This is a genomic window from Chryseobacterium sp. KBW03 (assembly GCF_003852415.1).
GTDB classification, from domain to species: domain Bacteria; phylum Bacteroidota; class Bacteroidia; order Flavobacteriales; family Weeksellaceae; genus Chryseobacterium; species Chryseobacterium viscerum.
Genome location: NZ_QAJO01000005.1, coordinates 310,595 through 332,371 on the forward strand (window position 1 = coordinate 310,595; position 21,777 = coordinate 332,371).

A 21,777-nucleotide genomic window follows, 5' to 3' on the forward strand; every position below is an offset into this window, starting at 1 on the left:
TATTTTTTATTGTATTGCCATACAGGCAATGAATTTGGTGCCTTTTTCAGGCTGGGTTTTAAGTTTATAAATGGCTTTAATTTTTTGTGCTCTTGACTGAATATTCCTCAGACCAATGCCTCCAGAGTGAGCTTCTACGATAAAACCGCGGCCGTTATCTTCTATGGTTAGCATCAGATAGTTGAGAGATATTCTTAAGGATACGTCTACTTTGGTCGCTTCAGCATGTTTCAGGATATTGGTGATCAGTTCCTGTACGATTCTGAAAAGATTCAGTTTTACAGGGCTGCTGATGGGTATTTGTATGGTGATATGCCGGAAAATTACCTCTATATTTTTATTAACCTGTTCAAGATAATCTGCTATTAAATCCGCCAGCTCAATCTCTTCAAGATCAGGGGGTGTAAGATTATGAGACAGCTCCCGTATCAGCTGCATCGATTTTTTTAAATCACGATTAAGCTCTTCGGGATTTTTATCATTAAGATTCAGACGGATGAGATTCAACTGTGAGATGATATTATCATGAAGTTCTCCTGCCAGGCGTTCCCTGTCCTGTTCCTGTAAAAGCAGCATATTCTCCCAATGTTCATTTTTTGTATTTCGAACTATCCGGGAGACTTTCTGTTTGTTTTTCCTGATGTTTTTTAAATAACTGATCACCAATAACGTAATGAATACCGTTGTTAAAGAAAATAGTCCAATACCGATCCATATCCATACAACTATCTGATCCTGATTTTCCCAACGCCACATCCCAGATTAATAAAAGAAATATAAAAAGACAATAGCAGGGTGCCTCTGAAAAGCCAGATAGGGGCTACCCAATTCAGGTGGTTGCTGATTAAAAAATTAAAAGTAGTGGATATGAGGCATTCAATAGAAAAAAACAGGAAAACAATGATGTTTACAACAAACATGTCTCTATCTGCTCTGCCTTCCCTGATTATTTTCATAAAATAAGAGGCTGCATAGCTACAAATAATAATACTGGTGATAATATTGGAATAAAAGGTAACCTGCATATCATTTTGCACATACAGCACATTCGTAATCAGGGTTAATATGGCGTAACAATAGATCATCCATTTTACCTCACGGGAAAGCTGGATATAGTAATTGCCATAGATCACCGTAAGAATCATCAAACCAAAAAACTGGCTCAATGTATAATTGTAGATATTGAATGTATTTAATTTCATCAGCCGTCCGGCCAAATCAGACAGTTCCAGCATGAATTCTCCTGAAAGAAGCACAATCACAGGAAGTTTTGATTTTATCCCTTCTTTTACCAATATAATCAGCCCTGTACATAAAACGAGATTAATAATAATCTGTAAATACAGGGATAAACTGTTATACGAAAACACTGGTGCTTTGCTTCAGAAGTTGATAATCATTAAGAGTATCAATAATGGTAAAAGGAGGTCTTGGAGTAGAATAATTTTCTGCAGTTTCGCTCATATGATTAATCGCCAGACTTTTCACTGTAATAATTTCGATATGATATGGGAAATCCGGATCCTTTTTTTCCAGATCATCTGTAAGTCCAAAGAAACTGGTACACGTCTGCCCTCCTGTAATCCCCATATTTTCATAATCTGAAAACGGTATGGAAATCAACTGAAAGATATCTTCTGTTTTCTGAGACTGCAGCCACGAAGTACCAAACATATTCCATCTGAAGTTTCGGTTAATGGCGGATTCTGCGGTAATTGGAGGAACTTCAACCACAATATCATTGCTGCTTTCTATTTTTGATTCACTAAAATCACGTAAAAAATCTTTGATAAGGATGGTACTGAAGTTGGCATCTTTATCACTTTTAGAATCAATCAGGAAAAATTTCAGCTGCCCATCATGAATCCCTACATAGGCATGAATCATTTTCGGTTCTGCGGTTTGAAGATTTTTTTTCCATTGTTCAATTTCTTCACCTGAAACGCTGAAGTGGGTTCCCTGATTCAAATAATTCAAAATTTCTGCTCCATTCATATCAATTCCGTTTTTGTAAGAATCAATAAGATTTTTCCATTTTCTGATAGCTTCAAAGATGTTTTCAGTAGTCATGATAATATTTATTTGTGAATGATAATTATTTTATGTGTTGAAATTTACAAAAAAAACAGACTGATATTTATTTTTAAATCACATTCAAGTGGAAAATGAATTTTAATTGAATAAAAATGAATTTTTCTTCTGTTTCTGATAAAATTAAACCAGGAACACCCCGTATCTTTGCACCGGAAACCTTCTCAATTAAATAAATACTGTCATGATTCCATTCCACGAGCTTCTATTTTTCATTCTGGCTGCACTCATTTTAGTCATCAGTCCCGGTCCTAATATGATTTATCTGATTTCAAAATCCATCACACAAGGGAAAAAGTCTGGGTTTATCTCGTTAGCCGGAGTCGTATGCGGATTTTTATTCCACATCATCATGGTTTCCTTTGGTCTGACCGCTGTTTTGCTGGCTGTACCATTGGCTTATACTGTTCTTAAAACACTGGGAACTGTCTATCTTTTATACCTTGCTTATCAGGCTATAAAACCCAAGAGCAGGAATATCTTTGATGTTGATAAGAATGTTGCTCATGACAGTCCCAAAAAGCTTTTCACTATTGGTTTTTTAACGAATGTATTAAATCCAAAAGTGGCGGTATTTTACCTGTCATTTTTTCCTCAGTTCGTCAAACCTGAGTATGGTTCTGTGTTCACGCAAAGCCTGGAATTGGGGGTGATTCAGGTTTTGATCAGCTTCAGCATCAATTTTATTATTGTATTAACTGCTGCAAGAGTGGCTTTATTCTTTTCCAATAATCCGGTCTGGATAAAGGTACAGAAATGGTTTATGGCCAGCATACTTACCTACTTAGCGATAAAAATGGCATTTTCAAAAGCAAAATAGAATCCGGAACAGGTTTCATTCTGTTCCGAATTCTGAAGTATATTCATATAAAACGTAATCTAAGGGGGCCGTTATGATATGTCCGGCAAATTTGAGGGTAATATGGCGAATGTAAAACCGTGAAAATACGTAATTTTACCATTAAGTATTTCTTCTAATCAGAGCATAGATTATATTTTCGGTGCCTTCTTTTATAGTACTTAAAGATGAAACATACAATTCCAACTTATGATTTGAGTGGTATTTCCCACCATAGATTCCATGTCAGAAGAATGGATAAAAATACCCAGGATGCTGAGGACATTCTTTTAGACAAAGGAATACACAGAGACAGTCATTACATTTTTACCTGTATGGAAAGCGGACATGTGAAAATGATGGTAGATTTTAAAATCATTGAAAAAAAGGGTCCTACCATTTTCTGTGTATTGCCGGGTCAGGTACATCAGGGATTATTGATGAAGGAGGTTTACGGATGGTTCGTAGCCGTTAAAGCAGAACTTGTACCCGATGTGGTACGGTCTTTTTTCCAGGAATCGATGGTGGAAATACAACCTCTCTCCATTGACAAAGGTCTTATCAAAAAAATAAATACTGCAGCCGGTTTACTTCATGACTCCTATACTCATGAAATGCTTTCCTCTAAAGAAGGATTTCTGGTAACTCAATCTTTGCTTAATGCATTTCTGGGAATGTTTGCACTAGTGTATTCCCAAAAGAATATTACTCAGGCTTCCAACGAAAGCCGTGCTTTACAGGTATCAAGAGCATTCAGGAATTTGGTACGAAAAGAATTCAAAACCTTGAAAAGTCCATCAGAGTATGCTGAAATTTTAAATATTACAAGGGGATATTTAACGGAAACAGTCCGCGAAGCAACAGGAAAACCTGCGCAGCACTGGATTCATCAGGAAATTTTAATCGAAGCTAAGAGACTATTGGTTTTTACGGATCTGAGCATAAAAGAAGTTGCCTACGAGCTGGGATATAGTGACCACACCTACTTCAGCCGTTTGTTTTCCAAACTGGAAGATCAATCTCCGTCGGCATTTCGTGATGAAAATAAAAAATAACACCCCAACCACGAATAGTCCAATCAATTCCCCGAAACAGCTATCGGTATTTTCTGATTTTGCAACGTCCTTTGCAATAAAAATAATTTATGCCAAGCCTACCAAAATGGATCAATGACACTGTAGAAAATGTTTGGTCCTCAAAATTTAAAGACTGTACCGTTAACCATATAGAAAAAATCACAGACGACCTTCGCCTGATACGCTTTGAAACAGATTTACAGGACGTCCCTTATGAGCCTGCTTATGCAATAGGAATAAGAATCAATGACAGGGATTTCCGTAATTATTCTCCATTCAACTTCAACAGAGAAATGGGGACTTTCGATGTCTTATTTCATCTTCATGATGCTCATGCAGCGGGGAGTCATTTTATAACCAATCTATCTGCCGGAGATTCTATAAAACTTTTAATGCCAAGAGGAAAACAATTCTTCATTCCCAACGCCAAAATTCATTTTTCTGTAGGGGATGAAACTTCATTGGGAAGTTCTCTTTCCATCAAAGAAGCTGTGGAAGAATATGGTTCATTATTTATATGCCTTCACGAGCTGGAAGAAACTTCTGCTTTGGAAAAACTGAATCTGTATGGTTATCATTGTCCTAAAAATAATACGATGAAAATGATAGAAGCTCTCAACGATTTTCTGCGGGAGGAAAAAGAGACCATCTATGATGATGAAGTCATTTTTTACCTCACCGGAAACGGAGAAAGGATGTCTCTCATCAGAAAATTTCTCAAAGCCAAAGGAGTTTCTGCCCGATGCATAAAATCTCAGGCGTATTGGATTGAAGGGAAGAAGGGGTTGTAAAAAGTGAAAATATCAACTTTCCTCTTCAAATAATGAAACGTTATCCGACAATAGAAAAGAAAATTATTGCCGGATACCGTTTTCATTATATATTTTTTGAAAAGAATTTCTTTTGGATTATTTCTGTTTCTTACCTAATGCCTTCACTTTTTTCAGCCAGTGATCACGCTGCTCTTCTTTAGAATTTCTGATGATTCCAATATAAGTTACTTTCACAGGTTTTACACCGCAGTATTCAAGTATCGATTTCTTAAGCTGATTCACACTGGGTCTGCCAAAAAACAAACGATAATACCATCCCGGCTGATCTAATGTGGTAAGAATATGTGCTGTTTTACCTTTTAAAAGTTTATCCCACCACACAGAATTTTCCCTGTATTTATAAGCCATTCCCGGTAAAAAAAGACGGTCTATAAATCCTTTCATCACCGCAGGAAATCCGCCCCACCAGACAGGATGTATCCAAACCAGGTGATCTGCCCACTGAATGATTTCCCATGCTTTTAATAAATCTGGTTCAAGTTCCATTCTTTTCTGGTATCCAAACTTCAGATTAGGATTGAAATTTAAATCCTTTATGACAATTTCTTTTACTTCTGCTCCTGTTTCCAGGGCTCCTGCTCTGTACGCTTTTGCAACTCCAAAGTTGAAAGAATCTCTGTTGGGATGCCCGTTGATAATTGCTATTTTTTTCATTGTGTTACACTGATATTAATAGAATCATAAGCATGAAGCTGCGCCAGTAATGATGAGGGCTCATGCAGCTGATGACTGAAATACACCTTATTTTCATGAGGGTTTCTAAAGAGTTCTTCCGCGTGCAGAACCGCAGATAAAGCAGTCAGTTCTGCCTGGCCTTTTACACTCTGCAAGCTCAGTTTCTTTTGTCCGGACTGATTGTCGACTACAATTTCAAAGACCGCCTGATCCCCATTTCCGCTCGATCCAAAAATCATTTTTCTCTCCTTTAAAGATAAAATATTATAGATTCTTACATATTGAAATGCCCCAAGCAGCCAGGTAATGAATTTTGAATTATAGGTCATTTTCACACTTACATCGGAAATTCGTTCTACTTTGTTGAGAATATACAGATCGGGAACGTCAAAATTATAGGCATTTCTCTTTCCTATTCCAAAGGAAAAATGGAAATCTTCTGTATCTAAAAAATGTCTGATAGAAACTGGTTTATCATTCTTATAATGCACAAAAGGAACCGCTACATTTTCTGCCATAAAGTGAGCAGAACTCTCTCCTGCCAGATCTTTCACCGAATAATATACAAAGAGCTTTACTTCATTAATATCCCCGGAATCCGAAAGGACATTCACCAATCCAGGGACAATCCCGCCCATCCAGCCGGAGCTGAATACAATCCTGCTGTTTACATCTGCTTTTCCGGCAATATGATACGCTTTTACCAAAGCCGGGGTAGGTTTTGTAATATCAAGATAATCTATTTTGTGATCGATAGCGAAACGAAGAACGTGATCTTCTTTATCATTCACAGAAAGAATGATGAGGTTTATTTTTTTATCAGAAATGGCTTTAAACGAAGAGGGATCTGTAACATCAATCTTCAGGTCTTTATCTGTTTTGCCTCCTTTTCTTCCCCCAATAAAAACAGTGATATGAGGATTTCTTGAATGCAATATTCTAGCAATCGTTTTACCTACCAATCCGTTTCCTCCAATAATCAGAATATTTTGCTCCATAATTTTTTTGACAAAAGTAGAGCGCTCCTATTCCAATCAACAGGACAAATGTCTAAAAAGTAATCTCCTTCCTGATCCGGCTCAAATGCCGCTGTGTAATTCCGAGGTAAGAGGATAAATACTGCAGTGGGATTTTCTGGATATAGTCGGGATAGTTTTTAATAAGCGCAGTATATCGTTGGGTGGCTGTGTCTCTTTGAAGCTGAAAAAATCTATTTTCAAGCTCAAGATATTCCTGTTCAGCAATGATTTTCAGAAATTTGGTCCAGTTCAGATTATCCTGAACAAGGGTATCCATCTTTTCTTTTTTCAGGATCAGCAGCTCTGCGTCATTGATGGCCTGCATATTTTCTTTACTGAGACATCCTGAAATAAATGATGAGTAGGCAGCAATCATCGTATTGGGAAATCTGAAACAATAGGTCATATCTTTCCCATCATCAGAAATGTAAAAAGACCTGAAAATTCCGGATTTTATAAACCCCACTTCCCGACATCGCTCGCCTTCCTGTATGAAATAATCATTTTTATGTACTTTCCTGATTTCGAAAAGCTGCAAAAACTCTTCAATTTCATCATCTGAAAACAGATTAAAGCTTCGAAAATAATCATGTACCATCATTCTTAAAAGTAAAGGGATTATAATGAACTACGAAAATAGATAAAAAGATGGAGGCAATATGCTTTATAAACGCAAAGTTTTAATTTTTGCAGAGTCTTAATGTAAAGAGGGCAAAGGCGGAGGTTGTCTCAAAAGTCAAATAATTTGGCTTTTGTCATTCTGAAAGAAATGAAATGTAGTGAAGAATCTCATACTTCTCGTTATTAATGAGATTCTTCATTCGTCAGAATGACACTTTTGAGACAACCTCTTTTTATGCAGGAGCATATTGGTAAACTTCAATTAACAACAAAAAAAATCATCTCAGGACGAGATGATCTACCGTTTTGAATTTACTTGAGTTATTTATGAAGATATGAATGATGTTTTGTTGTAACAAAGATAGGTCAGTCCCGGTTTTTATCAATCAGGGTAATCCCTAAACTTTTATCCGTAAAAATACGGTTGTGTAAACAAAAAAGCCCTGCAGGACATACCTTACAGGACTTTAGTTTATCTAACAATATTCTGTTTATTGTTTAAAGTTCAAGGTTTAAAGTTATGATTGTCATTCACTTTCACCCTGATTCACTTTATTAAAGAGGGCTTACCAGTTGTAAGAACCATTCTTTAACTTCTCCTTCCAGGTAAGGACCAAGTTTTTCCTCACAGGTCTTATGGTAACCATTCAACCATGCAATTTCACTTTCTGAAAGAATTTCTTTTGCCACTGTATCTTTAAAGAACGGGCAGAATGTAAGCGTTTCAAATTCATAGAATGTTCCGTGAATTGTTTTTTCGGCTTCTTTTACTGCGATCAGGTTTTCATGACGGATTCCATAGTGCCCTTCAAGATAATACCCGGGTTCATTTGAACAAACCATTCCTGGTAGAAGATCCTGAGGATTCAGATCTTTTCTGATATTCTGCGGCCCTTCATGTACATTCATGAAGCTTCCTACTCCATGCCCTGTCCCGTGGTTGAAATCTTTTCCTTCCATCCATAACGGAAGTCTTGCAATGGCATCAAGGTGCACTCCTTTTGTTCCTTTCGGAAATTTCACCATCGATAGACGGATTAATCCCTGTAATACCAATGTTGAATTTCTTTTAAACTCTTCAGAAGGCGTTCCTAATGCAAAAGTTCTTGTAATATCTGTAGTTCCTTCAAGATACTGACCTCCTGAATCTACAAGAATAGTAGCCTCATTGGTCACTTCTTTGCTCCCTTCTTTCTTGGCAGAATAGTGCATGATGGCACCGTTATCTTTATATCCTATGATGGAACCGAAACTTTCTCCTACAAAGTTTTCTCCTTCTGCACGGAAACCTTTCAGTTTCTGTCCGATAGAATATTCATTCATAGTTTCTTTTCCTGCATTGTGCGTTAACCAATAAAGGAATTTCACCATCGCAACCCCGTCTCTTACCATTACGGTTCTGAAACCTTCCAGCTCAGCCTCATTTTTCTGGGCTTTCATCAGATTACCGGGAACCGCAGCTTTGATAAACTGGTTTTCGGCTTGTAATGTTGCAAAAATCTGTTGATTGGTATTGGGAGAAACCAATACTTTTTTGTTCTTGAATGTCTTCAGGAAATTGTAGAATTCTTCGTAAGGCATCATTTTTACAAAGGAGTCATCCATTTGTTTTCTTGCCCCTACTTCCATTTTTTCTAATCCCGTGAATAGAACCGCATCGTTTTTAGTAATTACAATATATCCTAAAAATACAGGATTGCTTTCTACATCGCTTCCTCTCAGGTTCAATGTCCATGCTACATCATCCAGACTTGATATAATGTGTACAGTAGCTTCCTGCTCTTCCATTTTCTGACGGATGGCAGAAAGTTTATCAGATACCGATTTACCAGCTCTTTCTACCGGATGTACAAAGATCAGGTTGGCAGATGGAGTTCCTCTTTCTTTCCAAACTTCTGTTAAAAGCGGAGAATCTACCAGAGTAATATTTTTTGAATTAAATTTTTGAGTAAGCAGTTCCCAGTTGGCATTAGAAGCAGCCAAAGCATTTACCGCCACTTTACCACCGGCAGGGATTTCTGAAATGATCCAGTCGATATAATTAGGAGTACCTTCCATACCGTCCTTGAAAAGGTCGATTCCTGAACCATCCAGCTCAATAGCTGCTTGTGTAAAGTATCTTCCGTCTGTCCAAAGTCCAGCTTTGTCTTTGGTAACTACCGCAAAACCGGCAGATCCTAAGAACCCTGATAACCAAGCTCTCTCCTGCCATTGTTCAGGAAGATATTCGCTCATATGCGGGTCTGCAGAATATACTATAAATGCATCAACATTATTTTTCTGCATTTCTTCACGAAGCGCAGCAACTTTTTCCTTTGAAGTCATTCTTTTTCTTTTTTAAACACCGAAAGTTACGAAAAATTTGATGTCGGCAGATTAAATATATTCCCTATTTTCCTTAATAATCTGATCTTTTTTAAAGGAATCCTTTTACAACGAAACCGTAATTTGTTTTTTTATGTTTTATTTTAAACAACCTCAATTATGCAGCTATAAATTTTACCAAAATTTTTATAGTATATTCTTATTTTAAATGGCAAGCTTTAGTTTTTAAAAAACATTTTTGAGATAGTATCACCTATAGTATAGGTTTCAACTCCGGTCAGATTGGTCAGCAGAATCACTGCCAAATTATCATCAGGATAAATATTTACGGAAGCACGTCCTCCTCCAAGAGCTGAAACGGCAAAATGAACGTCTCTCCTGATAACCGGCCAGCCCAATGCATAAGCATTTAATAATCCTCCAAAACCTTCATAAATTCCGTTATTTAATGGCACGGGTATCCACATTTTTCTGATATTTTCCTGATGCTTCAAAAATTTACCACCCTGTAATGCTATGATCCATTGTGCAATATCACCAGCACTCGTAAAAACTCCTGCATCTGTTCTGAAACTTGTAGGAAAATCCTCATACAATTCTCTGAGTTCATTTCCTTTGAGATGTTTTCCTGTTGCTCTATCTAACCTATAAAAACTATAAGTGGGAGCTTTATTTTTCATTACATCATAGGAGTTTCCATATTTTGTATTATTCATTTTGGCGATTTTAAATTGACCATTTTCGATCCACTCTTCAAAAGGAATTTTTCCTATTTTTTCAATGATCTTCTGTAAGACAAGATAATTAGTAGCATTATAATTAAATTTCTCTCCAGGATCAGACAATAGTGGTAAAGTCTGAACTTTCACCCATGCAGAATCCTGTCCTTTGTCACTAATCAAACCGTCTCCGTTTTCTGATTCAATATCCGGTAAACCTGAAGTATGGCTCAGTAATTGCCTGGTGGTAATTCTCCCCCAGTTTTCTGGTATATGATCCAAATAAACAGAAATGGGTTTTTCAATTTCAAGATCGTTCTTTTCTACCAATTGCATAATAGCAACAGCGGTAAATATTTTAGCAATAGAATTGATAGAAAATATTGTATTATGTGTAACAGGAGCTGAAAACTCTACATTGGCTGTCCCCAAGGGTTCTGAAAGTAAGATTTTGCCATCCTTAACAACAGCAATCTGAAGTCCGGGAATCTTTTCCTTTTTCATTTCTTTTGCAAGATACTCCAGAACTTCTTTTTTATGATTTTGCCCGGAAAAGAGAGCTATGGTAAAGAACAACATACTTATAATAAATAAGATATTTTTCATTGAAATAGTTTTCCGAAAGTTAAAAACATTTCGGTTTATAAATCAAAAAAACGCATCTTTTAAAACATTAAAACCTCAAACATATTTCATAAAACAAACCATTTTACAGTATAAAAAGCTACCACATTATCAAAATAATAAATTTTTGGAAAGATTATTGCTACATTTTACTTCATGAAACAGCAAAACTACAATAACCACAGAAAATTTTATCCGCCACATCATTTTGTCTACCTTCCTTTACTCATCATATTGGAGATTGTAGGAATTTATAAAATCTGGGCTGACCCGGAAAATCAATTGATATGGATTCTGTTTTCTATTGTTATTTTTTTGCTTTTTTATCTGGCATTTATGACACGGCAGCATTATGCTCTGGGACTTCAAAACCGAATGGTGATTCTGGAGTTTAAACAGCGTTATTTCGAGATTTTCAATAAAAGATCTGATGAAGTTGCTGAAAAACTGAAATTCGATCAGATTGCTGCATTGAGATTTACCTATGATGATGAATTCAAGGAGCTTTTATACAGGGCTCTTCATGAAAACATATCAGGAGACGAAATTAAAAGGTCTATTAAAAACTGGAGAGCTGATCGGCTGAGAATTTAACCAACACACTCAAACAAATATATACCTATGAAAAAATTAAGCTTATACAGTATTACGATATTATGCTTGTTGATGTTAACAAGCTGTGAGGCAGTAGAAACAATTTTTAAGGCAGGAATGTGGTGGGGAATCATCCTAGTCTGTGCGATAGTAGTGATTCTTTTACTGATATTTTCGAGGGGTAAAAACTCCTAACCATGCTTTATGGAGAAGAATACAGATCTGGAGATCATTTCTCACCTGAAGCCTTCAAAAATTGTTAAAATCATGAAGGATCCGGAAGCTTCTGCAAAGGCGGTACATCTTGTATATACCACCGATGCGGAAACCACCGGGATTATCCGTAAGAAAACAGGAAAAAAATATTCCTATTATAAAGAAGGAAAAAAAATAAGTAATAAGGAGGAAATTACAAGAATCAACAAGCTGGTGATTCCGCCTGCCTGGGAAAATGTATGGATCTGTGCCCTGGAAAACGGACACCTGCAGGCAACAGGTTTTGATGCCAAGCAAAGGAAACAATACCGTTACCATCCTCTTTGGAACGCTTTAAGAAATCACACGAAATTTTACAGAATGCTTCAGTTCGGATATGCATTACCGGACATCCGGCTGCAAGTAGAACAGGATCTTGCTGTGCGAAATTTTGAGAAGCGGAAAATTCTGGCTTTAATTGTAAGCCTTATGCAGAGAACCAACATCCGTATCGGCAATGCCATTTATGAAAAACTATACGGTTCTTTTGGCCTGACGACTTTAAAAGGCAAACATGTGAAGGTGAATGGACAGAAAATCACTTTTTCTTTTAAAGGGAAAAAGGGGATTATGCATCGTATTGATCTTCGGAGTAAAAGACTGTCAAGGCTCGTTCAGAAGTGTAAAGATATTCCGGGGAAAGAACTTTTCCAGTATTTTGATGATGAAGGAAATCTCCACTCTATAGATTCCGGGATGGTGAATGATTATATTAAGGAGCTTAGTGGTGAAGATTTTACTGCTAAGGATTTCAGAACCTGGTCGGGAACGGTAAGCGCTCTGATTGCTTTTAAGGAAATAGGGTATGCAGAAAATGACACCCAATATAAAAAGAAGGTAAAAGAAGCGCTTGATATTGTTGCTGAGCATTTGGGAAACACAACAGCGGTATGCAGAAAATACTACGTTCACCCTTTAGTCATCAATCTTTACGAAAACAATACCATCAAAAAATATCTTGATGAACTTGAAGTCATTGAAAAGAATGACGGGAAAACTGATCTGACCCGAGAGGAAAAACTGGTTCTGAAAATTCTGGAAAACGAGAGAATGTAGGAAGATGGAAGAATGGAAGTTTTAATTCGTTCTATTGACAAATATTTGCACCTCATTACTTCCAGCATCTGACATCCCGCCTCCAGCCTCACTACACAGATATTCTATTATTATTCAAAAACTGAATTCTGTATTCCTTCGGGGTAATCCCTGCAATTTTTTTGAAAAGCTGCGTAAAATGGGAGGCCGTATGAAAATTCAGCTCATAAGCAATTTCCGCAATATCTTTACTGGAATGCAGTAATGCCTTGCTGTAATTGATATCAATTTCATTGATCCACTGTTTTGGCGACTTCTGAGTTACCCCTTTTACACATTTATTCAGATAACTTTCTGTCACGGAGAGTTTATCAGCATAAAATGCCACCCGTTTTTCCACCACGTGATATTTAAACAAAAGATCCCGAAACTGAAGAGACAGCTCCATGGGGCGTGTTGCAGATTTATGATGGGTATCAGAATCTGTACTCAGAATCTTGATTAAAATAAGATGCAGCATAGTGACTACTACATCATTGACATTGAGGTTATTTAACCATAATTCCTGCTCCATAATCGGGAGAAGCTGTGTAATGGTACCATAGGTCAGGCTGTCAAGATTCAGAAAGGGAGTCATGAAAAAAATACTGCTTTTATGTTTAGGCAGTTCCTGTTCGGACAGTATATTATTTTCATAGGCAAGGAAAAAGCCTTCAATATCGTCAGATAATTCGACTGTTGCTGTAATGGTGCCTTGTTTTATAAAGATAACCCCTCCTTTCTCTGCGTGATATTCTTTATTTTCAAGATATTGTCTGATATGGCCGTTGGTAACGAAAATAATAAAATTAAACGTTGTACGGTACGGAATCACCGGCATTAGAATCCCTTTAAGATAGTTTTCTATCCGATAGAGCTGCAGATCAGCATTATTGGCTAATATCTTGTCCGTGATATTCGGTAGAAAAAGCTTTTTATATTGAAAATTGGATAGAACTTCCATATCCTTGTTATGATTATTTAAAGTTATACAAAATATTTTTAAGACTCAATACTCAATCGGCTGAGAAGGGCGAAAAAGCAAAATTGCAAAAGAGGACCTCGTATCCCGCACTCACCTCTTTCAAACCCTTATACTCTCAAACCCTCTCACCCTTTTACTCTCTCAATCTCCCACTTAGAACTTATAGTACACCCCTACTCTTACTCCAAAAGGGCTTCCCGGTGTGTAGGTAAGATCTGTGATAGGTTCTGCCTCTCCTTTTAATTGGGTTTCTGTCGCAAACTGGGCTTCATTCCATTGTACATTGAAAAGGTTGTTGACCTGAATATTGGCTCCCCACTTCTGACGGTTGTAAGAAAGCATAAGATCATTCACAAAGTAAACTTTGGTTCTGATACTGTTATCTTCCACTGCTGGTCTTGCACCAAGATATCGGTACTGAAGTCCTAAAGAAAAGCCATTCAGGAAATCCCAGTTTACAGATCCTGTACTGGTTACTACAGGCGCCAGCGGAACATAGTCCTGACCTTTTTCTTCTTCCACAAATCTAGCATGGGAATAATTGATATCTGCATTCAGATAAAAGTTTTCTAATGGCTGGAAACGAACGCCAAGATCTGCTCCGAAACGTCTCGATTTTCCGGAAGGCTCTACTACAGCATCATCCCCAACGTATACAAACTCCTGCTGAAGATCCATATACCATAAAGCTGGCGTAATGATCAACGATTTGAACGGATGTAATCTCACCCCGAAATCAGCGCCAATAGAATATGGAAGGGTATTTTCGTTTTTATTAGGAACCACCACTCTCAGGTCATTGGAGTGAAAGCCCATCCCTGTTTTCAGGAACCACATCACGTTATCATTTTGGGCATAAGAGAAATTCAGTTTGGGGCTCACTCTTGTCGCTTCTTTGGATTGTCCGGACGGCAATTGCTCCACATCCAAAAGATTATGCATATTAAAGATAAAATGATCTACTCTCAAAGCCGGATTGATGGTCCATTTTCCGGTTTTCCAGATCAAACCTGAATAGGCATGAAGATTGGTTTCCGTTCCTGTCACATCTGATAATCTGTCAAGCAGCAGATCTCTGTGGTAGACATGGTTCAGCTGTAAAGTATTAATGTCATCGTTTCTTAATCCTATTCCTGAAGTCCAGTTCAAAGAGCTGTTGGCAAGGGAAAAAGTCTTTGTATATTTTACTTCGGCTCCATAAATATTTCTTCCGTCGGTCTGCTGAATTTCATCGCCATGATCTTTATCTTTTAAATTAAAGGTAAAATCGGAATACAGATTGAAATTATACTTTGAATAGAAAGCCATAGCATCGATCTGCTCGGATTGAGAAATGATATGTTTAAAATTCATCTGCAGGTTTGTTCTGGATGTTTTTCCACCTTCTGTAGGGTCTATACTTCCCCATCTTCCGATGATTCCTTCATCTACAGCACGTTCTGGAATCTGCCCGGAAGCATTCCATGAAGAATTGAATGTTGAAAACTGGATATTAAAATAGTCTTTATCGGTAAGCCATTGATTGTATTTCCCAAAGATATTGACTCTGTTGAAATTCTGTTTTACATCGAAAGGCCCGTCTGTATAGTTGTATTCTGCTGCTATATAGGCATTTTTTCTCCCGAGATCATCATGCAGAATATTGAACATTCCCAGTACTCTTTTTGAATTAAAAGATCCCCCTTCCAGTTTGATCATACTGTTTTTCAACCCATTGTACGTCTGAAAATCTACATATCCTGCCGTATTAAAATCTCCCCGATCCATATAATAGGCTCCTTTTCCGAAATCAATATTATTAACGGTTTCAGGAATGACAAAGTGTAAGTCCGAGTATCCCTGACCATGAGCATGAGAAACAATATTTACCGGCATTCCGTCTACATTCACACTTACATCGGTACCGTGATCGGCATCAAATCCTCTTAAGAAAAGCTGTTCAGCCTTTCCTCCCCCGGCATGTTGTGCAATAAACAACCCGGGAACTTTTCTCAACAGATCCTGCGCTGAGCTTACCGGAAATTTGTTCAGATCTACTTTGGTAATGGCTGATAAAAAGGAACTGTGGTTAATGGCTACTTCAGAAATCTGAAACGGCTTATGCTGTAAAAAAATAACTTTATTTTTATCTTCATCATTGGCGACCACCCATTTTACCTCATCATATCCCTGGCGGCTGATCACAAGAGTATCAGGAAGAGATTTTACAGGAATAGCAAATGTGCCGTCTGTTCCTGTGTGGGTATGGCTGTTTCCGTGGTCATATTTTACTAAAACATCCGCGATCGGAAATTTGTCATCGGCATCTTTTATCAGCAGTTGTTTTTCTGCTTCCTGCGCCATCATTTTTCTACTGAATACCATGACTAGAAATGCTGCGGCTATTTTTGTTATTTTCATTTTTTGTTTTGTTAAATTAGAAATTAGAGGAGAGATAATAGATGGAGAGATGAGAGACACCTGATCTTGGATTCTAATCGTCAATTTTGCTTCGCAAGTGAATACAATTATTGTGAAAGAGCTTCAAACTTTGAGCCTTGAACTTTATACTTTAAACAGTTTTCCACTCTCTCATTCTCAAACCTTCCGATTCTCCAACCTATTAAAAATCTTAGTTTTTCGCTTTAAGAAATATCTTCTGAATTAAAAGAGTAATCCATGTTCCGGCTACGAATGGGAATGTAAATACTCCACCCACGATATCCAGACAATGGTTATCTATTAAAAGATCATCAATCACAATGGTTAACAAAACAGCAATAAGTACCCATAACCCATCTGTTTTCTTAACTCCTGAGAATGCAATTGCCGAAAGCACTGCATTAAATCCAAATAATCCCATGTGGATTTCTTTAACAGGTTCTCCATTCAACTGTGATAATCCCGCCCCAAGAATAGAGGCTGCCAATCCGTATAAAGCAGCTATCGGGGAGCTGATAAAAACAGCAAGAAAGAAAATCATTCCTGAAAGTACACCACCCTGAAATATTACTTCACCAAAACCATTGGTACAGGAAAGCAAATCGTCATATTGCGTAGGAACCACTTCACTGCTCAGCATCGCAGATGGTGGAATATGAGTAAAATGATGAAGTGTAAATACCAACACCCATGTAATGATGATAAAAGGAAAAGTGAAGACCGGAATTTTCTTTTGAATAAAAAAATGTTGAATAACAGCAGCTAATGCTCCCCCCAGTACAATAAGAACCCAGATCAATAATGTGGTTTCGAATAGAAAAGATAACGCTACACCTACAAGAGCTGCACTGAAACCATACAACCCGGCATTGATTTCAGATTTATTGTATCTAAGCTTCATCGCCGTGAAAGTTCCGGCTGCCGTTGAAAGCAATACTCCTACCCCACACTGCCAGCTCCCCATAAAAATGCCTATCAGAAACAAAAGCCCCGTCCATCTGTTTTCCTGGAGCATAATCTGCCCGATTCCTTTTAAAATAGTATCTAAAAAAGGGATTTTTTTGAAAAATTCGTTCATAGTTTTTTTAATTGTATTAATGATTGTAGATATTGAGATAAAAGATGTAAAGATGATAGATGAGAGACATTTTAGGCTTAAATATCAAGAGTCTATTTTGCTACGCTAAGAAATGGTGAATTATCGATCATCAAGGAAAGATGTAACAACCTTAAATCTTAAACGCTGTCACTCCCACTCTCCGATTCTCAAACCCGAAACTTTCAACCCGCATCACATTACCATCCAAGAAAGACCATCCCAACTCCGCAAACCGTTACCACTGCTCCACTTACCACGCCCATATATCTTTCCAGTTTTTCAGTATTGAATAAGGTGGAGTAACCGTACCGTCCCAAAAGTACCATTCCAAGCATTGTCAGCACGGTAGTTATTGTGAAAGAAGTCACCAGTACAGCAATTTCAGACATTGAGTGTTTCACTCCCGAATAGAATAATAAAGGAATCAGAGGTTCGCTCGGTCCCATTACGAAAATCATGAAAAGTACAAGCGGAGTCACTTTTATTCTTTTTTGAGGCATTACTACTTCAGTGTGATTATGCTCGTATACATAAACATCATCACCCATCACATCAAAATGCTTATGAGGTTTGTTCCTGATCGCCTGAATAAGACCATATATCAAATAAACTCCCCCAAAGATCAGCAATGCCCATCCTGAGAAATTCCCTCTGATATCCTGAAACCAGGAGATCTTATTCAGCTGCCATCCAAGGAAAACTCCTATAAAACCTAAGATCAGAGAACTGAAAACATGCCCAAATCCGCAGACCACTGTTAATATGGCTGTTTTCATTCCGCTCCACTTTTTTGATTTTGAGAGTACGATGAATGGCAGATAATGATCCGGCCCTGAAGCGGTATGTATAAAACTTATTGAAATGGCACTCAAAAGAAGCGCCCAAAGTGTACTATCCATTTTTTAATTTAATTTTTTTACCTGGGAGCCTTGTCAAGGTTTAGAACCTTGACAAGGCTCCCTTTTTATTCTAAAGACCAAAGAATTTCCTGAATATACAGGAAGAAGTTGTACATCATTTCCCCTCCATGCCCTAAAGCTCTTACTACAAAACCGTTGTCTTCCATTGCAGAAACGCCTACTTCCATTTCTTCATGATGTTGTGCTGCAGCCTCAACAATCTCTTCAATCAAGCCATTCTTATCTACATTTTCCTTTGTGCTGTAGAAGATCAGGGTTCCCTGATGGGTATACTGTTCCAGATTTCCAATACTGCTGATCGGAATCATATCAGGCTGAATCAGAACATTATCCTTCACTACAAGTTTATTGTTATGATAGATTTCCATTACATTCTGGAAACGCTTCAGCTTAAAAACTTCTCCATAATGTTTTCTCCCACAGGTAATAATCTCACTGATGATGATCTGGCTGTTTTTCCCAATATGAATATTTGCTTTACTTTTAAAATTGGAGTCTTCATGTGGAACGATAGGATGCGGAACATAGGCAAAAGACGTTTCATCCTCCATCTTTACATTAAGCTCCTGAAGTGCCTTATCTTTCATGTTGAAAAGCCTCTGATACGATTGTGACTGCAGTTGAAGTGCAGATCCTTTTTCGAGAGCAACGTCCAGATGATAGTGGTCTCCATCCAGAATTCCCGGAGAGGAGCTCATCACCATCTGATAGAGCTTTTTGTCACTTTTTCGCTGCCCTACAGAAACTACTCTGAAAGGAAGTGAGACATAAAGGTCTTTCACATAGGATTCTCCTCCCTTGAATCCTGCAATAATACTTAAACGACTATCCATCTATCTTACTAAGTTCGGTTCTTCAATTTCTTCTAAAAGAGCATATTTTTTGATCCATCCGATTACCTTATCCAGTCCCTCATCCGTTTTAAGATTGGTAAAGACAAAAGGATTTCCTTTTCTCATTCTTCTGGCATCATTTTCCATCACTTCAAGACTGGCTCCTACATGCGGTGCAAGGTCAATTTTATTGATGATCAATAAGTCTGATCTTGTAATACCAGGACCTCCTTTTCTGGGGATTTTTTCTCCTTCTGCAACATCGATAATGAAGATGGTAACGTCTGCCAGGTCCGGACTGAAAGTCGCTGAAAGGTTATCCCCTCCACTCTCAATAAGAACCAGTTCGATGTCCGGGAAGCGTGCTGCAAGCTCATCTACCGCTTCAAGGTTCATACTTGCATCTTCACGGATTGCGGTGTGAGGACAGCCCCCCGTTTCTACTCCAATAATTCTGTCATGAGGAAGAAGACTGTTTTTAGCCATAAATTCAGCGTCTTCTTTGGTATAAATATCATTGGTAATCACTCCGAGATCATATTTACCGAATAATTTTCTGCTTAAACGTTCCAATAATGCAGTTTTTCCTGAACCTACCGGTCCTGCAACTCCTACTTTTATATATTTTCTATTTTCCATTGTATTTAAATTTTACTTTATTTTTTTAGCGCGATAGGCGCTGTTTTTTTTATTAATTGAGAATATTGTAAGGGATGCAAAGGCATTTCATTCGGCTAAGAAACATCCCGTTCATTGAGGCCTAAATCTCTTCATTTTCTTAGCTTTCCAGTCTTCCTTTATCATTTTGCCTTTCCTCCCTTTTATCTTTTTATTTTTTCCTTACGACATGTAAAGCCTTGAATAAAGCCTCTCATGCTGCATACACCTTATATCAAAAGCGGTATTACAAAGTCCAACCATATCTCTGTCCAGTTCTATCGTTTCTACAACTGCTTTTTCCATAACAGGATAGAGGGAAAACAAGATATCCTGTCCATCCAGTTGTCCAAGAGGGACCAACTTCACGGCATTGGTGATCATCCCTGCAACTGAGGTATAATAAAATCCCAGAAGTGCTTCATACAAAGGGATCTTCATTAAATAAGCATACACCCCAAAAACAATACAGTAATGAGAATTGGCTTCTTTATGCTGAACTGCTTTTTCAAAATCCTCCATCAAAGGGGAACTTTCTCTTCTTTTGAAGATCTTGATCAGTCTGAGGCCTAATTTCTGGCTGGCCTGACGGATTTCTTTCGGACATTTTATGGCATTACATTCGTTATCTAAATCCAATAGTTGTTGTAAATCGCCATTTTCAGCAGCTTGATAAGCCATTTTAACAAAAGCTCCGTCATTGAATTTAAGGTTGTACTCCAGCATATTCTGAACAAATTCTTTTGCTGTTGCCAGATTATGCACGATTCTTTCCTGTACATAGGTTTCCAGTCCGTTGGAGTGGCTGTAGCCCCCTATGGGAAGCGTAGGGTCAGAGAGATGAAGGAGTCCTGACAGAAAGTTTATATTCATATTATTCATCTTTCGGAGCGGCCATTTTTAAGATTTTTGTAAAAATTGTGGAGCCAAGGCTTCCGTGTCCGTGAGGCTCTACGTTAGATTTAAGAAGATTCAGCAGTTTTACGGATTGTTTTTCCGGTTTGAAACCGCTTGCTTCCAACCATCTGAACATAGGCATTTCAAAAGGAAGCAATACTTTATCCTCCTGAATAAAAAGCGGAATATGTTTGTTTCCTATTTCATAGCACACGGTACCCATTTCCAACAATGAAGCGGGTGACATCACGATAGCTTCTGTTTCCAGAACATTGACCGCGATTATTTTTTCGGCATCCTCAAAAAGAATATCTCCTTCACGCAAACGCTGACCTTCTCTAAGAAACTTGGTCGCAACATCAGTTCCCTGTCTGGTCTTTTTACGCTGGATTCTTTTGGTGGTCTCAAACCATTCCAGATCAAGAAAATCTATGGTTTTCCCTGTAGGATTTTCGGTTAGATTGCCTATGATTTGATTAATTATCATTTTTGGATTTTTTTCTGAAGTCTAAGTTTTTGGAAATACCCACTCCGAATGTTGAACCACTGATTCCTGCTACATAGCTTTTCGTCCAACCTTCTTCTTTTGTTTTGGTCTGAAGCATTGAAAGTTCAGCAAATTTGAATTTCAGAGCCCAGCCTCCGCCTAATAAAATTCCGATCAGAGGATAGGCACGAAGACGGAATCCGTTAAAGTTCTGCATTGCATCAGCCGCCGTTGACAGCTGTTGTCCCCAAACATAATGGGCATCCACCTGCCCAATCAATACAAAGTATTTCCCAAGCATTAATGAGGGGCTGTACCAGATACCGGCTTCATTTTGTTTGTAGACGACATTGTGATCAACCGTATTCTGTGAGTATGCATAATTGACTCCAATAAGATCATTATTGTTGATGAAGTATCCCACTCCCAGCGGTGCACTTGAAACAGTACTGCTGCTGCTTGACGGTGTTGTGATTTTAGAATAGTCTAAAGAACCATACACCATAAACTGTCCTTTGGGTCCTTCTTCATCACTTTTCAGTCGGTGTCCTCCTAAAAACTGAGCGTTTACATTCCCTGAAAGCATAGATATTCCGGCTATGGCAAAAGAAAAAACTGTTTTATTTAAATATTTCATTCTAAACTTAATTCTATAATTGTGTTAAATTGTTTTGAATAAACCTTTCAATTTTTAAATAAACCTTATAGGTTTTTGAAACCTATAAGGTTGGTAA

The 21,777-nt window shown here is 37.7% G+C and carries 22 protein-coding genes; 5 read left to right on the plus strand and 17 right to left on the minus strand.

Translation table 11 applies throughout. The features are described 5' to 3' along the window. Positions 1-6: 6 nt before the first annotated feature. From DBR39_RS12875 to DBR39_RS12885, 3 genes are read right to left on the minus strand one after another with little or no spacing between them, the layout of a single operon-like run. The gene (locus DBR39_RS12875; protein WP_124533683.1) at positions 7-756 is read right to left on the minus strand and encodes a sensor histidine kinase; all 750 of its coding nucleotides are present in this window, start codon (positions 754-756) and stop codon (positions 7-9) included. After that, positions 726-1,370 carry a hypothetical protein gene (locus tag DBR39_RS12880; protein ID WP_124533685.1) on the minus strand — a complete coding sequence of 215 codons (645 nt, stop codon included), beginning with the start codon at positions 1,368-1,370 and terminating at the stop codon, positions 726-728. Before DBR39_RS12880 ends, DBR39_RS12875 begins: the two co-directional genes overlap by 31 nt. Continuing rightward, a complete protein-coding gene (locus DBR39_RS12885; RefSeq protein WP_124533687.1) occupies positions 1,357-2,070 on the minus strand; it encodes a hypothetical protein in 714 nt (237 codons plus the stop codon). Before DBR39_RS12885 ends, DBR39_RS12880 begins: the two co-directional genes overlap by 14 nt. A gap of 205 nt (positions 2,071-2,275) precedes the next feature. Between DBR39_RS12885 and DBR39_RS12890 the strand changes: the two genes are divergently transcribed. The 3 genes from DBR39_RS12890 to DBR39_RS12900 all read left to right on the plus strand — a co-directional run bounded on the left by DBR39_RS12890 (position 2,276) and on the right by DBR39_RS12900 (position 4,796). Then, positions 2,276-2,911, plus strand: coding sequence for a LysE family translocator (locus DBR39_RS12890; RefSeq protein ID WP_124533689.1), 636 nt, complete (start codon positions 2,276-2,278; stop codon positions 2,909-2,911). A 206-nt stretch (positions 2,912-3,117) separates the two neighbouring features. Continuing rightward, on the plus strand, positions 3,118-3,984 hold the full coding sequence (locus DBR39_RS12895) for a helix-turn-helix domain-containing protein (RefSeq protein WP_124533691.1): 867 nt from the start codon (positions 3,118-3,120) through the stop codon (positions 3,982-3,984). A gap of 89 nt (positions 3,985-4,073) precedes the next feature. Further along, a complete protein-coding gene (locus DBR39_RS12900; RefSeq protein WP_124533693.1) occupies positions 4,074-4,796 on the plus strand; it encodes an FAD-binding oxidoreductase in 723 nt (240 codons plus the stop codon). 117 nt (positions 4,797-4,913) lie between these two features. Here DBR39_RS12900 and DBR39_RS12905 read toward each other — a convergent pair whose 3' ends face one another. From DBR39_RS12905 to DBR39_RS12925, 5 genes are all read right to left on the minus strand, one after another. Then, on the minus strand, positions 4,914-5,492 hold the full coding sequence (locus tag DBR39_RS12905; RefSeq protein ID WP_124533695.1) for an NAD(P)H-dependent oxidoreductase: 579 nt from the start codon (positions 5,490-5,492) through the stop codon (positions 4,914-4,916). Continuing rightward, the gene (locus tag DBR39_RS12910) at positions 5,489-6,511 is read right to left on the minus strand and encodes a saccharopine dehydrogenase (protein ID WP_124533696.1); all 1,023 of its coding nucleotides are present in this window, start codon (positions 6,509-6,511) and stop codon (positions 5,489-5,491) included. Before DBR39_RS12910 ends, DBR39_RS12905 begins: the two co-directional genes overlap by 4 nt. A gap of 52 nt (positions 6,512-6,563) precedes the next feature. Next, the gene (locus tag DBR39_RS12915; protein ID WP_124534702.1) at positions 6,564-7,130 is read right to left on the minus strand and encodes a Crp/Fnr family transcriptional regulator; all 567 of its coding nucleotides are present in this window, start codon (positions 7,128-7,130) and stop codon (positions 6,564-6,566) included. A 578-nt stretch (positions 7,131-7,708) separates the two neighbouring features. Further along, a complete protein-coding gene (locus DBR39_RS12920; protein ID WP_124533698.1) occupies positions 7,709-9,478 on the minus strand; it encodes an aminopeptidase P family protein in 1,770 nt (589 codons plus the stop codon). 218 nt (positions 9,479-9,696) lie between these two features. Next, entirely contained in the window at positions 9,697-10,803 is a 1,107-nt protein-coding gene (locus DBR39_RS12925; protein ID WP_124533700.1) for a serine hydrolase domain-containing protein, read from the minus strand. A 174-nt stretch (positions 10,804-10,977) separates the two neighbouring features. On the opposite strand from DBR39_RS12925, the gene DBR39_RS12930 reads away from it, so the two are divergent. Further along, entirely contained in the window at positions 10,978-11,415 is a 438-nt protein-coding gene (locus DBR39_RS12930) for a DUF6526 family protein (protein WP_124533702.1), read from the plus strand. A 204-nt stretch (positions 11,416-11,619) separates the two neighbouring features. Further along, positions 11,620-12,726, plus strand: coding sequence for a DNA topoisomerase IB (locus DBR39_RS12940; protein ID WP_124533704.1), 1,107 nt, complete (start codon positions 11,620-11,622; stop codon positions 12,724-12,726). Positions 12,727-12,817: 91 nt separating this feature from the next. Here the strand turns inward: DBR39_RS12940 and DBR39_RS12945 are convergent, their stop codons facing one another. The 9 genes from DBR39_RS12945 to DBR39_RS12985 all read right to left on the minus strand — a co-directional run bounded on the left by DBR39_RS12945 (position 12,818) and on the right by DBR39_RS12985 (position 21,680). Next, the gene (locus DBR39_RS12945) at positions 12,818-13,708 is read right to left on the minus strand and encodes a helix-turn-helix domain-containing protein (RefSeq protein WP_124533713.1); all 891 of its coding nucleotides are present in this window, start codon (positions 13,706-13,708) and stop codon (positions 12,818-12,820) included. 174 nt (positions 13,709-13,882) lie between these two features. Next, a complete protein-coding gene (locus DBR39_RS12950; RefSeq protein WP_124533715.1) occupies positions 13,883-16,129 on the minus strand; it encodes a TonB-dependent receptor in 2,247 nt (748 codons plus the stop codon). Between the two features lie 211 nt (positions 16,130-16,340). After that, positions 16,341-17,228 (minus strand): urea transporter, encoded by an 888-nt coding sequence (locus DBR39_RS12955; protein WP_124533717.1) that lies wholly within the window; start codon positions 17,226-17,228, stop codon positions 16,341-16,343. Positions 17,229-17,446: 218 nt separating this feature from the next. Further along, positions 17,447-18,148, minus strand: coding sequence for a hypothetical protein (locus tag DBR39_RS12960; protein WP_124533719.1), 702 nt, complete (start codon positions 18,146-18,148; stop codon positions 17,447-17,449). Between the two features lie 65 nt (positions 18,149-18,213). After that, the gene (locus DBR39_RS12965; protein WP_124533721.1) at positions 18,214-19,002 is read right to left on the minus strand and encodes an urease accessory protein UreD; all 789 of its coding nucleotides are present in this window, start codon (positions 19,000-19,002) and stop codon (positions 18,214-18,216) included. Further along, on the minus strand, positions 19,003-19,641 hold the full coding sequence (ureG, locus tag DBR39_RS12970; RefSeq protein ID WP_103290289.1) for an urease accessory protein UreG: 639 nt from the start codon (positions 19,639-19,641) through the stop codon (positions 19,003-19,005). A gap of 201 nt (positions 19,642-19,842) precedes the next feature. After that, positions 19,843-20,532: an urease accessory protein UreF gene (locus DBR39_RS12975; protein WP_124533723.1), complete on the minus strand. Its 690-nt coding sequence runs from the start codon at positions 20,530-20,532 to the stop codon at positions 19,843-19,845. Between the two features lies 1 nt (position 20,533). After that, complete coding sequence (gene ureE, locus DBR39_RS12980) at positions 20,534-21,043, minus strand: urease accessory protein UreE (RefSeq protein WP_124533725.1); 510 nt, start codon at positions 21,041-21,043, stop codon at positions 20,534-20,536. Next, complete coding sequence (locus tag DBR39_RS12985; protein ID WP_124533727.1) at positions 21,033-21,680, minus strand: hypothetical protein; 648 nt, start codon at positions 21,678-21,680, stop codon at positions 21,033-21,035. The genes ureE and DBR39_RS12985 overlap by 11 nt, the downstream gene beginning before the upstream one ends. Between the last annotated feature and the right edge of the window lie 97 nt (positions 21,681-21,777).

What these genes read in the sequence shown, in the direction of transcription:
- DBR39_RS12875 (WP_124533683.1), bottom strand. Translation starts at nt 756, where the DNA reads ATGTGGCGTTGGGAAAATCAGGATCAGATAGTTGTATGGATATGGATC.
- DBR39_RS12885 (WP_124533687.1), bottom strand. Translation starts at nt 2,070, where the DNA reads ATGACTACTGAAAACATCTTTGAAGCTATCAGAAAATGGAAAAATCTT.
- DBR39_RS12890 (WP_124533689.1), top strand. Translation starts at nt 2,276, where the DNA reads ATGATTCCATTCCACGAGCTTCTATTTTTCATTCTGGCTGCACTCATT.
- DBR39_RS12895 (WP_124533691.1), top strand. Translation starts at nt 3,118, where the DNA reads ATGAAACATACAATTCCAACTTATGATTTGAGTGGTATTTCCCACCAT.
- DBR39_RS12900 (WP_124533693.1), top strand. Translation starts at nt 4,074, where the DNA reads ATGCCAAGCCTACCAAAATGGATCAATGACACTGTAGAAAATGTTTGG.
- DBR39_RS12905 (WP_124533695.1), bottom strand. Translation starts at nt 5,492, where the DNA reads ATGAAAAAAATAGCAATTATCAACGGGCATCCCAACAGAGATTCTTTC.
- DBR39_RS12910 (WP_124533696.1), bottom strand. Translation starts at nt 6,511, where the DNA reads ATGGAGCAAAATATTCTGATTATTGGAGGAAACGGATTGGTAGGTAAA.
- DBR39_RS12915 (WP_124534702.1), bottom strand. Translation starts at nt 7,130, where the DNA reads ATGGTACATGATTATTTTCGAAGCTTTAATCTGTTTTCAGATGATGAA.
- DBR39_RS12920 (WP_124533698.1), bottom strand. Translation starts at nt 9,478, where the DNA reads ATGACTTCAAAGGAAAAAGTTGCTGCGCTTCGTGAAGAAATGCAGAAA.
- DBR39_RS12925 (WP_124533700.1), bottom strand. Translation starts at nt 10,803, where the DNA reads ATGAAAAATATCTTATTTATTATAAGTATGTTGTTCTTTACCATAGCT.
- DBR39_RS12930 (WP_124533702.1), top strand. Translation starts at nt 10,978, where the DNA reads ATGAAACAGCAAAACTACAATAACCACAGAAAATTTTATCCGCCACAT.
- DBR39_RS12940 (WP_124533704.1), top strand. Translation starts at nt 11,620, where the DNA reads ATGGAGAAGAATACAGATCTGGAGATCATTTCTCACCTGAAGCCTTCA.
- DBR39_RS12945 (WP_124533713.1), bottom strand. Translation starts at nt 13,708, where the DNA reads ATGGAAGTTCTATCCAATTTTCAATATAAAAAGCTTTTTCTACCGAAT.
- DBR39_RS12950 (WP_124533715.1), bottom strand. Translation starts at nt 16,129, where the DNA reads ATGAAAATAACAAAAATAGCCGCAGCATTTCTAGTCATGGTATTCAGT.
- DBR39_RS12955 (WP_124533717.1), bottom strand. Translation starts at nt 17,228, where the DNA reads ATGAACGAATTTTTCAAAAAAATCCCTTTTTTAGATACTATTTTAAAA.
- DBR39_RS12960 (WP_124533719.1), bottom strand. Translation starts at nt 18,148, where the DNA reads ATGGATAGTACACTTTGGGCGCTTCTTTTGAGTGCCATTTCAATAAGT.
- DBR39_RS12965 (WP_124533721.1), bottom strand. Translation starts at nt 19,002, where the DNA reads ATGGATAGTCGTTTAAGTATTATTGCAGGATTCAAGGGAGGAGAATCC.
- ureG (WP_103290289.1), bottom strand. Translation starts at nt 19,641, where the DNA reads ATGGAAAATAGAAAATATATAAAAGTAGGAGTTGCAGGACCGGTAGGT.
- DBR39_RS12975 (WP_124533723.1), bottom strand. Translation starts at nt 20,532, where the DNA reads ATGAATATAAACTTTCTGTCAGGACTCCTTCATCTCTCTGACCCTACG.
- ureE (WP_124533725.1), bottom strand. Translation starts at nt 21,043, where the DNA reads ATGATAATTAATCAAATCATAGGCAATCTAACCGAAAATCCTACAGGG.
- DBR39_RS12985 (WP_124533727.1), bottom strand. Translation starts at nt 21,680, where the DNA reads ATGAAATATTTAAATAAAACAGTTTTTTCTTTTGCCATAGCCGGAATA.